Source organism: Pseudomonas fluorescens (genome assembly GCF_902497855.1).
Taxonomy (GTDB): domain Bacteria; phylum Pseudomonadota; class Gammaproteobacteria; order Pseudomonadales; family Pseudomonadaceae; genus Aquipseudomonas; species Aquipseudomonas fluorescens_BI.
On record NZ_CABVHU010000001.1, the window covers coordinates 134,997 to 146,796 of the forward strand.

Genomic DNA, 11,800 nt, shown 5'->3' on the forward strand with positions numbered 1-11,800 from the left:
CAGCTGGAAAATGGCTGGCGCAGGCATTCTCGCCCCCAAGCGCTACCCGCTACAGCCACCGGAAAAGGGGCTCGACTGGCGGGCTATACAAGACCGACAAACGACAGAATAACCAGGACGATCACAACGGCCCCAACGATGTAGATGATATTGTTCATGACGACCTCTCATCTCGAGTGGATGTGCGACACCAGGGTGTCTTATACAATGACACCGTGCCCGCCGGTTCCGTTCCGCAAACCGATTTCAGCGGCGGCCCCATCAAATCGCGGCCCCATCCAATCAATGTTCCGTTGGCGATTTTACGAACCTTCTCGGGTTGCTAACTGTCGATTGATAGGCCTCTGCTCAAGTGCGAATCTGCAATGGATGCGACTTGATGAGTAAAAGTAAGCGCGCTGACTTAAGGCAAGTCGGCGTTTTTAGTGTAACGTTAGGATAACAGTCACGGAGAGAGTTCCCATGTCCAAACTCGCAGAATTTCGCCAACTTGAAAAACACCTTGCCGAGCAGCTTCAAGCGCTTGAAGCCTTGAAAGGTGACGCTGGCCTGAAGCAGGAAATCGAATTCGAAACCAAGCTGCGCGCACTGCTCGCCAAGTATGGCTACAGCTTGAAAGACATCGTCAATCTGCTTGATCCACACGCCGGTCGCCGTGCGCCCGCTGCCGAGCCTAAAACAGGCAATCGCAAGCCTCGCCAGGTGAAAGTCTATAAGAACCCGGAGTCTGGCGAAGTTGTGGAAACCAAGGGCGGCAACCACAAGATATTGAAAGAGTGGAAAGCGAAATACGGTTCCGACACGGTGGAGTCCTGGCTGTCGTAGGAGCAAGCTTGCTCGCGATGGTCTAAATGGCGACACGTTTATTCAGAAAAAACGCGTTTTCGTTAACGTCCATCGTTGGAACGCCGCCCGGAGCAAACTCGCTCCACACGGAAAGAAAACCTTAGCGCCCACTGGGCAAGGGCGCTCGGGTCTCGATCTGTTCAAGGCTCACACGAAAAGTGGTGTAAGTATCGCCGTCGGCCAGATAGAGATCGCTGTGGTAGTCCTCGACCGCGCCTTTGATCTGCACTTTCAAGCCGTTGGCAACTCGGCGTATGACAACATCCTTCAAGTCTGTGTCCGAAATCAGAAACGGACGCTTCTTGCCCAGGCGTACTTTCATCACCTCGTTACTTGAATCGTAATCATCGACATAAAAGTTCAGCGTCTTGGGTTCTGACGTGTGTCTGGGGTTCTGAACGACGTAAATCCACTGCCCGGGTATGAAGTTCTGCTTCATGACTATTTCCTTCGGATGCTCCGGGGCATTCAGGAAGGCGTAGGACACCACCGCTACAAAGCCCGACAGTAAAGCCCAGGCAAGGTACTTTTTCCTTTTGGCCGTGGACGGTTTCGGTTCAGGCATACGCGGTACTCTTTCGGTCATCATGGCTTGTTGTTTAATCGGTTATTGCTCCAGCCAGGCAGAGTGGAGTTGGGGAAAGCGCTCTTGCAACCACTCAAGAAACACTTGCACTTGCGGCGCCAGGTGCGTCCGGCTTGGGTACAGTACTGTGACAGGGCGAGGATGGGGACGAAAGGGTTTGAGAACCTCCACCAAGGCGCCGCTAGCCAGGTATTGGCCGACGGCAATTCCCGGCGCTTGAATGATTCCGAAACCCGCCACCCCACATTGAACATAGGCGTGTGACTCGGTAACGGTGATTCCTGCGTTGCTGATATAGGCCCTGTCCCGGCCATCAACCGAGAAATGCCACGGCAGTGTCCTGTTGCTTTGCCCGGACAGAAAGTTGACGCCACGATGTGCAACCAGATCTTCCAGCTTTTTGGGTTCACTGTACTTGTGCAGATAGTGGGGGGCTGCGCACGTCACCATTGTCGCCATGCCAACCGGGCGCGCGATCAAGGTTGAGTCCGGCAACTCGCCGATGCGAAGTGCACAATCAATCCCTTCACCCACCAGATCAACTGTCCTGTCGGTCACGCCAAGCACCACATGGATTCCCGGGAATGCCGTGGTGAAGTCTTTCAAGCTGTCCATGAATTCGACTTGGGCGAAAGCGGTCGGGATATCGATCCGAAGCCGTCCACTCAGTGTTGCTCCGGATCGGTCGAACATCGAGGTCGCGGCAGAGACGCTGGCGAGAATATCCTGCACTCGCTCATAGAATCGCTCGCCTTCTGCCGTGAGCGTGACCTTTCGTGTGGTGCGCTGGAACAGGCGTACCCCCAAAGACGTCTCCAGCTCCTGAATATACCGGGTGACCTGCGGACGCCCGATGTCCAGCGCCTCGGAGGCCTTGGTAAAGCTGCCGAGCTCGGCAAGCCTGGCGAACAGTCGCATCGATTGAAGCAGTTCCATGAGCTTTTCCTGGGCGGACTTCGACGGTTTATCTTCAGCTGATTGTTGCCTGAAAACAGAATAATCATGTCTTTTTATACGCATTTATTGCGCAGCACTAAAAGCGAAAGATGGGTTCAGCGCACAGCCGACCTCTGGTTGTGCCTCTACTGGCTACGTTTGGAGATTCGCAATGAAGGCTTGGTTACTGAAAGATTTCGGCCTCGACAACCTCGAGCTGGGTGATGCGGCAACCCCTCATCCACAGGCTGGCGAGTTGCTGGTAAAGGTCGGGGCCGTCTCGCTCAACTTTCGCGACAAGGCAATCGTGGACGGCATCTATGAGCCTCACAAGGTGCCGAAACTTCTGATCCCTGTCAGTGACGCAGCCGGCACCGTGGTGGCGGTCGGCGCTGGCGTCACGCGCTTCAAAGTCGGTGATCGCGTCAATTCTCACCTCTATTCCCGATGGCTGGACGGTGAACCGGGGCCCGATGAACCGGATTACTGCTTCGGCTCCCCGCTGCCGGGCGGATTGGCTGAATACATGATCATCCACGAAGACAGCGCAGTGCGCGCGCCAAACAACATGAGCGACGAAGAGGCGTCCACATTGCCCATAGCCGCGCTGACGGCCTGGTATTCGCTTGTCGATTTCGGGCAGATTCAGCCAGGGCAGACCGTGCTGGTTCAGGGGACTGGAGGCGTTTCGATTTTCGCGGTGCAGATAGCCACCGCGCTGGGCGCGAAGGTTATCGCAACGTCCAGTAGCGACCAGAACCTGCAAGCCGTCAAGAGTCTGGGGGCCGTGGCGGGGATCAACTACCGAAGCACGCCGAACTGGGCGGATGAAGTCCTCAGGCTCACCAGTGGCAAAGGCGTCGACCTGCTGCTCGACGTGGCAGGCGGAAGCGGCATAAACCAGTCCGTCGCGGCCACCAAGGCAGCCGGTCGGATTGCGCAGATCGGGTTTTTGACCGGGCAGACCGTCCAACTCAATCTGATGCCACTCATCTTTCGCCAGACAACCATTCGCGGTATCGCCGTCGCTCCGCGCTCGTCGTTCGACCGAATGAACGCGTTCTTGAACGAACACAACATTCGACCTGTCATCGATCAGGTCTATCCGTTCGAACAGGCCCGTGAAGCCTACCAGCATCTGGCCAAGGGGGCGTTTGGCAAAGTGGTGATCAAGATCGCCTGATCACGGGCTCGGCCACCAACAGCAACGACTGCGGCACCGGACTTTGCGGGTGCTGCGGCTCCTGCAGGCCGACCAGGCGAAAACCGGCCATGTCCAGCGCATTGAACCAGCTGGACAAGGTGCGCAGGTACCACGGCATGGGTTGCCACTGACCCTCGAACCCGGCAAAGGCTTCTTCCCGCCAACCATCCTGATAGTCGCCCGCCGCCGCGGTCCATGGGTGCAGCGTCTGGATCACCAGCGCGCCGCCAGGGGCGAGCAGGGCGTTCATGGCGGCGAGCAGCGGGATGATGTCCTGGTGCAACAGCGCGAAGTTGGCGCAGATCAGGTCGTAGCCGCTGCCGATGTCCACCTTCGCTTCCACCAACGCTTCATAGTTCGCCAGGTGCACCGGCGAAGAGCCCGCTGCCCGCGCCGCCTCGACCAGCGTCGCATCGCCATCGACACCGACTGCGGTGATGCCCCGGTCAGCCAGCGCGCGCAACAGCCAGCCCTCGCCGCAGCCCAGGTCGAGCACGCGCTCCGGCTGGCGACCCAGCACCGCCAACAGGATGGCCTGGTCGGTGACCTTCAGGCGGCTTTCGATGGTGCCGGTGCGGACGGCGTCGATCCAGAGCCGGGCGTTGTGGTGCCAGCTTTGGAGGAGGGTGGATTCGGGGGCGGGCATTTTGCTGTCCGGCATGCAGTTATTCACCTGGTAAAGCGATGTTTGAAACGATACCGGCTTCGGGGGCCAGATACCGTGATGCCGATGGAATCTTCGGAGCGGCCGTCGAGCAGGAAAAGCCCCGCCTCATACACAAAGCTGCGGCGCGACCGCTGAACGAGTCGTGCCGGTACGCACCTCTCTGGCGGTGCAGCCGAAGTGTTGACGGAAACTTCGAGTAAATTGAGCCTGATCACTGAAGCCCCAGCGCATGGCCAACTCACCGATCGACAGATGGCAGTTGGGGTCGTGCAGGCCTCGATTGACCGCCTCGAGACGCCTCAGGCGAATCCATTCCCCGACGCTGTAGGGCGTGCTGTTGAACAGTTTGTGCAGATAGCGCACTGACAGGCCGCAGGCGTCAGCGATCATCGGCGGCGCCAGGTCGGGATTGCCCAGGTGTCTTTCGACGTATTGCTCGATGCGTTGCAAATGCAAGGCGGTCAGGTTGGAGCTTTCGCTGCTGAGTACCCGCTCATCATCGCGCAGCGCCATCAATAACGTTGAAAGGGCTTGCTCCAGCAGCATGTGGCGGGCCGCCTCGTTACATTCATCGAAACGAGCGGCGCACATGGCCAACTGGTCGACAAAGATCCGACCGAGCGCGCGCTTGGCATCGAAGCACAAGCGCGTGTAGCGCTCGGCACCGCGCAGTTGGCCATGGAGCGCGCGCTCCGGGAGCTTGAACACCCACAAATCGTTGTCGCTGGCATAGTGGAAGCGGTAGGGCGCATCACCGCGTTCGAAGATGAATCCTCCGGGCTGGCAATGCAGTTCCCGGCCGTCCTGCTCGAAATGCACTTCGCTGCGACGCGGCACGGTGACGAGGTAGCAGGCGTCGTGATCTTCACTGACTTGGGCCTTGCTGCGCGAATAGCCAAGCTGGCTGGAGCGCAAGCGTGACAGCGTCAGGGGGGTAGTGGCGGTTTCCCAGATTTGCAGGCTGCCGCTGAAGGTGGCGTTGGGCGCGAACTCCAGCGAAAGTGGAAAATAAGCACAGGCGATCGCGTCCGCCCACAGTGGCTGGCGTTGACTGTCGGACCAGGAGCGGGTGGAAAGTTTGGTCGCCATGGCTGCCCTCGTATGATTTTTGTTCTGAGGACGGTGCCGGGGAACAAACCGTCGGCACCGTGGGTTGCCATCATTTGCCAATGCTTACGGACGGTCAATCACCAGGTGTCAGTCGGTAGGTGGCCGAGGGGGCAAGCGTTGCCAGCCAGCCAGGTGGCACGACGATGTTGGTCGTGGCCTCTTCGATCACGCAAGGGCCGTGTACCGTTTGCCCGGATTGCAGCCGATCACCGTTGTACACCGGCGTTTCCTGCCAGGACGATTGCGCGCTGAACAGCATCGACCGGTAACCGCTCGCGGCAGGTGTGACCTCTTCGGCGGGTGACGGCAGTTCCGGCATGGGCGGGCGTTGCAGGCGAGCAATCACGGAGCACTCGAGGTTCACCAGTTCTGCCGGACTCTCAGGCTCGCTGTAGGAAAACAAAGCCTTGTGGCGCGTATGGAATGCCTCGCGCAGGGTGAGCAGGCCGGCATGATCCAGTTGATCGCAGGTCAACTCAACGCTGCATTCGTGGATCTGGCCGAGGTAGCGGATCTCCAGGTTGTACAGGCACTCGACGTTGTCCCCGGCGTCGAATCCATCGTCGCGCAGATTGTTCATGCCGCGTTCACGCAGGTCACGCAAGGTCTGGTTGAGCAGGGGCAGGTTGACCAGGTCGTCGTCAAGGCGCATCGCAAGCGTGGTCAACTGGTCATAGCGGATGTCTGAAAGAATCTGCCCATACGCGCACAGTCCGGAAGCGACTTTCGGGATGAGCACCACCCGGCTGCCGATTTCCTCGGCCAGACGCATGACATGCATGCCCGCAGCCCCGCCCGCGCCGATCAGGGCGAAGTCCCGCGGATCATAACCACGCTCGACCGACACCCGTCGAATGCCACTGACCATGTTCAGGTTCACCAAGGTGATGATGCCAATGGCCGCACGTTCAACGCTGATGCCTAAAGGCTCGGCAATCTTGCGCTGGATGGCCTCGATCGCGACCTTGCGATCGAGCCGGATGCTACCGCCCAGCAGCGCGCCGTCGGCCAGGTAGCCGAGCACCAGATTGGCGTCGGTGACGGTTGGCTCGGTGCCACCCTTGCCGTAGCACACCGGTCCAGGGTTGGCACCGGCACTGCGCGGGCCGACCTGGAGCATGCCGAAGTCGTCGAGAAAGGCAATCGAGCCGCCGCCGGCACCCAGGGTTTCCACTTGAATCATCGGCACACCGATACGGTATCGCAGGAAATCAGTGTCCTTGCTGAAGTTGGTGCGCCCTGACTTGCTCAAGGTGATGTCGAACGAGGTGCCGCCCATGTCCACGGTGATCACGTTGTCGATGCCGAACGGCTGTGCAACGCATAAGCCGGCTTGAGGCGCGGACGCCGGGCCCGAGTTGATTGCGTTGACCGCACGTTCGCGCATCACTACGCCGGGCGCCAGGCCACCGTTGGATTGGAAGTAGCGAGTCGGCTGCTGCGCGCCGAGCTCTTCGAACAGGGCGTCGATCCGTTCGATGTAGCGGCCCATGACCGGGCTCAGGTAGGCGTTGACCACGGTAGTCGACGTGCGGGTGTATTCACGGATTTGCGGGAACACTTCATTGCCGGTGCAGACGAATACGCCCGGCAAGGCTGCTCGCACCATCTCGGCGGCGCGTTGTTCGTGGCTCGGGTTGCGCACAGACCAGACGAACGAAATGGCCACGGCTTTGACGTCCTGCTCGCGAAAATAGTCGATCGCTTGAACAATCGCCTGTTCATCGAGCGCAGCGTATTCGCTGCCGTCGCTGATGATCCGGCCGCGAATGGGCCGACGCAGATGCCGCGGCACCAACATATGGGCCGGCGGATAACTGGCATCGTAGCGGTGTCCGTCTTCCTTGTGTCCCAGGCGAATTTCCAGGCTGTCTTCGTGCCCGTCGGTACACAGCAGACCCACCTTCACCCCGGTTTTTTCAATCAGGGCGTTGAGGGCCACGGTGGTGCCGTTGATGCACAGGTCGCAATCGCCAATGATTTCAGCGGGCGTGCGACCGATGGCGTCGGCGATTTGGGCCAGGCCGTTACGGATGGCGAGGGTGCCATCCTGGGGGGTTGACGGTGCCTTGAACAGCTGCACGTTGCCACTGCGATCAGCCAGGATGAAATCGGTGAAGGTGCCGCCGGCGTCGATGCCCAGACGGTATTGTTGCTTGGTCATGATGAGGGTTTCCAGATTGCTCAGAGGGGCCGGGTTCGATTAATGGGTGGCACGGCAGGCGTGGGTCGCGGCTTCGTCGACCAGGCCATTGCTTTCGATCACCACGCCATACTCCAGGCGCGCGCCTTCAGGGGACACCAGGCCGTTACGCACGTCGTTCAATACACTGGCAATCGGGCGCCGCAGGGGATTACCGTAGCCACCGCCCCCAGGGTTGATGTTGATCACCCGTTCGCCAGGCTGAGCAGTGAGTTGCGCGTTGTAGATAAACTGCTGTTCTTCGCCGTCGACCTTGCGGTGAATCAGCCGGCCCAACTTGGGTTCGAGCATGATGTTGTGGGCGCCCGCGGCACCTGACGTCGGCAGTTGTCGACCCTCACCGAAACCGACCACGGTCATCGGGTGATTCAGTGGTTCGATCTCGATGCGGGTCCCCGAACCACCACGAAATTCACCCGCGCCGCCGCTGTCGGTCATCAGGCTGTAGCGGTGAATCAGGATGGGGTAGGCGTGCTCCAGCAACTCGATATCGCCGGACATCAGTGCGCCGAAACAACACAACGGACCGCATGCCGGCCAGCCGTCCATGGCCTTGTTGGCGCCGGCGCCGGAGATGATCGAGGCAAGGACCATGGTCACGTACTCGTCGTTGCCATTGCGCGGATCATGGCCTGCAATGTTGATTCCGCTGGCGTGGCCCCAGGAGGCGGTGACGCGTTCCGGCGCGGCTTGCTCCAGTGCCTGGCGCACCGCGTCGGCCAGGGTTTCCATCGGTGTGGTGGTGCTGTTGACGTGCGGCGCGGGTTCCTGCGCATTGCACAAGGTGCCCGGTGGGCCGAGGTCGACGGATACGCAGCGGTACAAGCCTTCGTTGTACGGCGGCGGCACCTGGGCAAACATCATCAGCCCCAGGTAAACCCCGGACACTGAGTTGCCGGCGTAAGAGTTGATGAAGTAAGGAACTTGCGGTGGGCTCTGGATCAGGATGTGGGCAACGTCGCCACGGATTTCCACCTGCGCCGTGATCGACAATTCGCCCAGTCCGTGGCCCGAGTCCTCAAGTACTGCGGTGCCCGTGTAGCACCCATCCGGGACGTCGCGCAGCAAGGCACGCATGTGACGGTCGGCCATGTCTTTCAATTCGGCGATGCACGCGCGCACCTGTTCCACGCCATAGCGATCGAGCAGTTCGAGCAAGTGCCGTTCACCGACGTTGCACGCGCCGTATTGGGCGTTGAGATCGCCTTCCTGATAGGCGCGGGCGCGCATGTTGGTCAGCAGCAGGTTGATCACGTCTTCACGGCGCTTGCCTTGTGACCAGAGCTTCACTGGCGGGATGCGCAAACCCTCGGCGTAGATTTCCCTGGCATCCGGGTTGTAGCCGGCGGGCACCGGGCCGCCGATGTCGGTCAGGTGGCCTTTGCACACGGCCCAGAACACCAGCTCGCCTTTGTAGAACACGGGTTTGTACATGCAGCAGTCGAGAATATGGCTGCCCATGTAGGCGGGGTCGTTGTGGTAAATCACATCGCCTTCCTGGACGTCATCGCCGAAGAAACCGGCGACGCATTTCATCGCCGGAATCAGCGAGCCGAGATGAATCGGGATGTCCTGACCTTGGAGGATCATTTCCGGAAAGTGGTCGAAGAGGGCATTGGAGTAGTCGTGAGCCAGGTTGAAAACGCTCGAACGACCGGTTTTCTCCAGGGTGATGGTCATTTCGCGCTGCGCGGTTTCGAGTGCGCCTCGCACGACGGCCAGGGTGATCGGATCTACTGTGCTCATGGGTCACCAGAAATCTTGTTGTTATCAGGTGGAGGTCAGGACGAACGTCTAACCCACGGCACAAAATTACGCGCTCGACCCCGTGTCTGGCTTGGCGCCGAGTGCACTGGTTGTTGATCCCCAGTGCACGGTTTACTGCGCATTGTTCCTGGCGCTTGCGATGACAGGACTCGAACCGGTTGACAGCCATTTTCCTCAAGGGCAAACTGTCCACAGTCTTCAGTCCACAGATTGAATCATGCTTCTCCTGCAAGGACAGCCGACCGAAAGCGGGCAAAAGCACCTGCTGTGCGAGGTACGAATGTAGAAAAAAAAGAATAAGAGAAATGCACTTACCGTGATAATTCATTTATTCGCGTCCATCGCGATGCACACGGTAACCACCGCATAAAAAATATTTAAGAACTGCCCCCGAAAAACTTTAGATTTATAATAAAGCGGAGCGCCTTATGCGTGAGGACAATATTGTAGGTGTCGACATTGGCGGTACTTTTACCGACTTCGTGTCATACGACGCCACAACTGGCAAGATTGAAAACTGGAAAAATCTAACGACTCCAGCCAATCCTATCGATGGTGTTTTGGAAGGGCTATCCAACATCGAGTCGATGGCAACCGTTAACAAGATTCGTCTGGGCACCACGATTGCGACGAACGCACTGTTAACGCGAAAAGGCGCGAAGGTTGCCTACGTCACCACTAACGGCTTTAAAGATGTGCCGTTTATCCAGCGTGGTGACCGCCGCAGCCACTACGACATCACTTGGATCAAGACCAAGGCATTCGTCAGTCGAGCCGATTGCTATGAAGTTGCCGAACGTATCAGCGCCCTGGGTGAGGTAGTACTTCCTCTGGATGAGCTCTCGGTGCGCAAGGTCGCACAGGCCATTCGCAACGATGGCACCATCGAAGCTATCGCCGTCTGTACCTTGTTCTCTTACGTCAATCCACAGCATGAGGACCGCATTGCGCAGATTCTGGCTGAAGAGCTGCCTGATATCCCTATTTCGTCTTCGTTTCACGTACTTCCGAAGTGGAAGGAATACGACCGCGCATCCACGACTATCGCTGATGCTTTTCTCAAGCCGATCGTTCAGGAAAGCTTCGCACGTATAAAGACTTGCCTCGATGATCTGGGTATCGGCGATAAAGTCGGCGTCATCAAGTCCAATGGCGGCGAATCCAGCATCTGGGGCGCAGCGGCGACTCCCGTACAGATGGCCTTGTCCGGACCAACGGGTGCCGTAGTCGCCACCCGTACTGTCGCTGAACTCACCGGGATCAAAAACCTGGTGGTGTTCGACATGGGTGGCACGTCGACCGACTGTGCAACCGTGGTCAACGGCCAGGAAAACATCACCACCGACTTTGAAATCGAGTGGGGGATTCCGATTCAGGTGCCGATGATCGACGTTCATACCATTGGTGCTGGTGGCGGCTCCCTGGCATGGATTGATAAAGGTGGCCTGTTGCGAATGGGCCCGCAGTCTGCGACCTCCGTTCCTGGTCCTGCCTGCTATGGCCGTGGTGGCCTTGAAGCAACCGTGACCGATGCGAATGTGGTGTTGGGTCGCATCAACCCTGATTTCTTTCTCGGCGGACGCATGAAGCTCGATGCCAGCGCCGCCCATCGTGCGGTTGCGCGGATTGCCGACAAGCTCAATATGGCCGTTGATGAAGCGGCCATGGCGATGCTCCAGATCGCCAATAACAACATGCTGGGTGCGCTGCGCACGGTGCTGTTGCAACGCGGTCTGGACCCTCGCGACTTCACCCTGTTGTCATCCGGGGGCGCAGGGCCGGTGCACATCTGCGACCTGCTGGAAATCAGCGGCATCCCCCAAGGCTTGGTGCCTAACTATCCCGGCCAGTTTTCGGCATTCGGGTTCATCATGACCAATGCTCGTGTCGACAAGCAGCGGACTATCCAACAGGTCTCCACGCGGTTCGACGCGCTCGCGGTCGATGAAGCGATGACCCATCTGGTGAGCAGTGCGGTCAGTGAGCTCACCGAACAGGGTTACGTTGACAACATCCATGTTCAACGCTCCATCGAAGCGCGTTACCTCGGTCAGAATCATGGACTGGAGCTGCCGGTGGACGAGGCATCGATCGATACCGAGTCTGCAGCCCGGTTGTGGCAGAAATTCCATGAGATTCACCAGGCCCGGTTTGGCTTCTCCACGCCTGGCGAAACCATTGAGCTGGTGACCATCAAAGCGGTGGCGATCGCGTCTTGCGAGAAACCGCACATTGCGACACTGGCGCTTGCCGAAAAATCCGCCAAAGCCAATTCCAGTCGCAAGGTTCGCTATGAGGGCGGTTGGATCGATACGCCGGTGTATGAGCGCGAAACGTTGCTCCAGAACCATGTGATCACAGGACCGGCGATCATCGAAGAAAGTGCCTCGGTCACGATCCTGCGACCCGATCAGCAAATTCGCGTAAACGAATACGGCTACATGCTCGTAACTGCAAAATCCGCGGAGGGCAAGTAATGGA

9 protein-coding genes are annotated in these 11,800 nt (G+C 58.8%); 3 read left to right on the forward strand and 6 right to left on the reverse strand.

Features of this window, described 5'->3' with window-relative positions; genetic code table 11:
- Positions 1 to 462 precede the first annotated feature (462 nt).
- Positions 463 to 825, forward strand: coding sequence for a histone-like nucleoid-structuring protein, MvaT/MvaU family (locus F8N96_RS00610; protein WP_150796120.1), 363 nt, complete (start codon positions 463 to 465; stop codon positions 823 to 825).
- A gap of 121 nt (positions 826 to 946) precedes the next feature.
- Here F8N96_RS00610 and F8N96_RS00615 read toward each other — a convergent pair whose 3' ends face one another.
- Positions 947 to 1,411 (reverse strand): hypothetical protein, encoded by a 465-nt coding sequence (locus F8N96_RS00615; protein WP_150796121.1) that lies wholly within the window; start codon positions 1,409 to 1,411, stop codon positions 947 to 949.
- A gap of 42 nt (positions 1,412 to 1,453) precedes the next feature.
- The gene (locus tag F8N96_RS00620) at positions 1,454 to 2,368 is read right to left on the reverse strand and encodes a LysR family transcriptional regulator (protein ID WP_150796122.1); all 915 of its coding nucleotides are present in this window, start codon (positions 2,366 to 2,368) and stop codon (positions 1,454 to 1,456) included.
- A 172-nt stretch (positions 2,369 to 2,540) separates the two neighbouring features.
- Here F8N96_RS00620 and F8N96_RS00625 point away from each other — a divergent pair, with 172 nt between their 5' ends.
- Complete coding sequence (locus F8N96_RS00625) at positions 2,541 to 3,551, forward strand: zinc-dependent alcohol dehydrogenase family protein (RefSeq protein WP_150796123.1); 1,011 nt, start codon at positions 2,541 to 2,543, stop codon at positions 3,549 to 3,551.
- On the opposite strand, the gene F8N96_RS00630 is transcribed toward F8N96_RS00625, so the two are convergent.
- From F8N96_RS00630 to F8N96_RS00645, 4 genes are all read right to left on the reverse strand, one after another.
- A complete protein-coding gene (locus F8N96_RS00630) occupies positions 3,538 to 4,218 on the reverse strand; it encodes a class I SAM-dependent methyltransferase (RefSeq protein WP_150796848.1) in 681 nt (226 codons plus the stop codon). The genes F8N96_RS00625 and F8N96_RS00630 overlap by 14 nt on opposite strands.
- 126 nt (positions 4,219 to 4,344) lie before the next feature.
- The gene (locus tag F8N96_RS00635) at positions 4,345 to 5,328 is read right to left on the reverse strand and encodes a helix-turn-helix domain-containing protein (RefSeq protein ID WP_150796124.1); all 984 of its coding nucleotides are present in this window, start codon (positions 5,326 to 5,328) and stop codon (positions 4,345 to 4,347) included.
- Positions 5,329 to 5,422: 94 nt separating this feature from the next.
- The gene (locus tag F8N96_RS00640) at positions 5,423 to 7,513 is read right to left on the reverse strand and encodes a hydantoinase/oxoprolinase family protein (RefSeq protein WP_150796125.1); all 2,091 of its coding nucleotides are present in this window, start codon (positions 7,511 to 7,513) and stop codon (positions 5,423 to 5,425) included.
- Positions 7,514 to 7,552: 39 nt separating this feature from the next.
- Positions 7,553 to 9,298, reverse strand: a complete 1,746-nt coding sequence (locus F8N96_RS00645) for a hydantoinase B/oxoprolinase family protein (protein WP_150796126.1) — start codon at positions 9,296 to 9,298, stop codon at positions 7,553 to 7,555.
- A gap of 449 nt (positions 9,299 to 9,747) precedes the next feature.
- Between F8N96_RS00645 and F8N96_RS00650 the strand changes: the two genes are divergently transcribed.
- Positions 9,748 to 11,796, forward strand: coding sequence for a hydantoinase/oxoprolinase family protein (locus F8N96_RS00650; protein ID WP_150796127.1), 2,049 nt, complete (start codon positions 9,748 to 9,750; stop codon positions 11,794 to 11,796).
- Positions 11,797 to 11,800 lie beyond the last annotated feature (4 nt).

What these genes read in the sequence shown, in the direction of transcription:
- F8N96_RS00610 (WP_150796120.1), top strand. Translation starts at nt 463, where the DNA reads ATGTCCAAACTCGCAGAATTTCGCCAACTTGAAAAACACCTTGCCGAG.
- F8N96_RS00620 (WP_150796122.1), bottom strand. Translation starts at nt 2,368, where the DNA reads ATGGAACTGCTTCAATCGATGCGACTGTTCGCCAGGCTTGCCGAGCTC.
- F8N96_RS00615 (WP_150796121.1), bottom strand. Translation starts at nt 1,411, where the DNA reads ATGCCTGAACCGAAACCGTCCACGGCCAAAAGGAAAAAGTACCTTGCC.
- F8N96_RS00650 (WP_150796127.1), top strand. Translation starts at nt 9,748, where the DNA reads ATGCGTGAGGACAATATTGTAGGTGTCGACATTGGCGGTACTTTTACC.
- F8N96_RS00625 (WP_150796123.1), top strand. Translation starts at nt 2,541, where the DNA reads ATGAAGGCTTGGTTACTGAAAGATTTCGGCCTCGACAACCTCGAGCTG.
- F8N96_RS00640 (WP_150796125.1), bottom strand. Translation starts at nt 7,513, where the DNA reads ATGACCAAGCAACAATACCGTCTGGGCATCGACGCCGGCGGCACCTTC.
- F8N96_RS00635 (WP_150796124.1), bottom strand. Translation starts at nt 5,328, where the DNA reads ATGGCGACCAAACTTTCCACCCGCTCCTGGTCCGACAGTCAACGCCAG.
- F8N96_RS00645 (WP_150796126.1), bottom strand. Translation starts at nt 9,298, where the DNA reads ATGAGCACAGTAGATCCGATCACCCTGGCCGTCGTGCGAGGCGCACTC.
- F8N96_RS00630 (WP_150796848.1), bottom strand. Translation starts at nt 4,218, where the DNA reads ATGCCCGCCCCCGAATCCACCCTCCTCCAAAGCTGGCACCACAACGCC.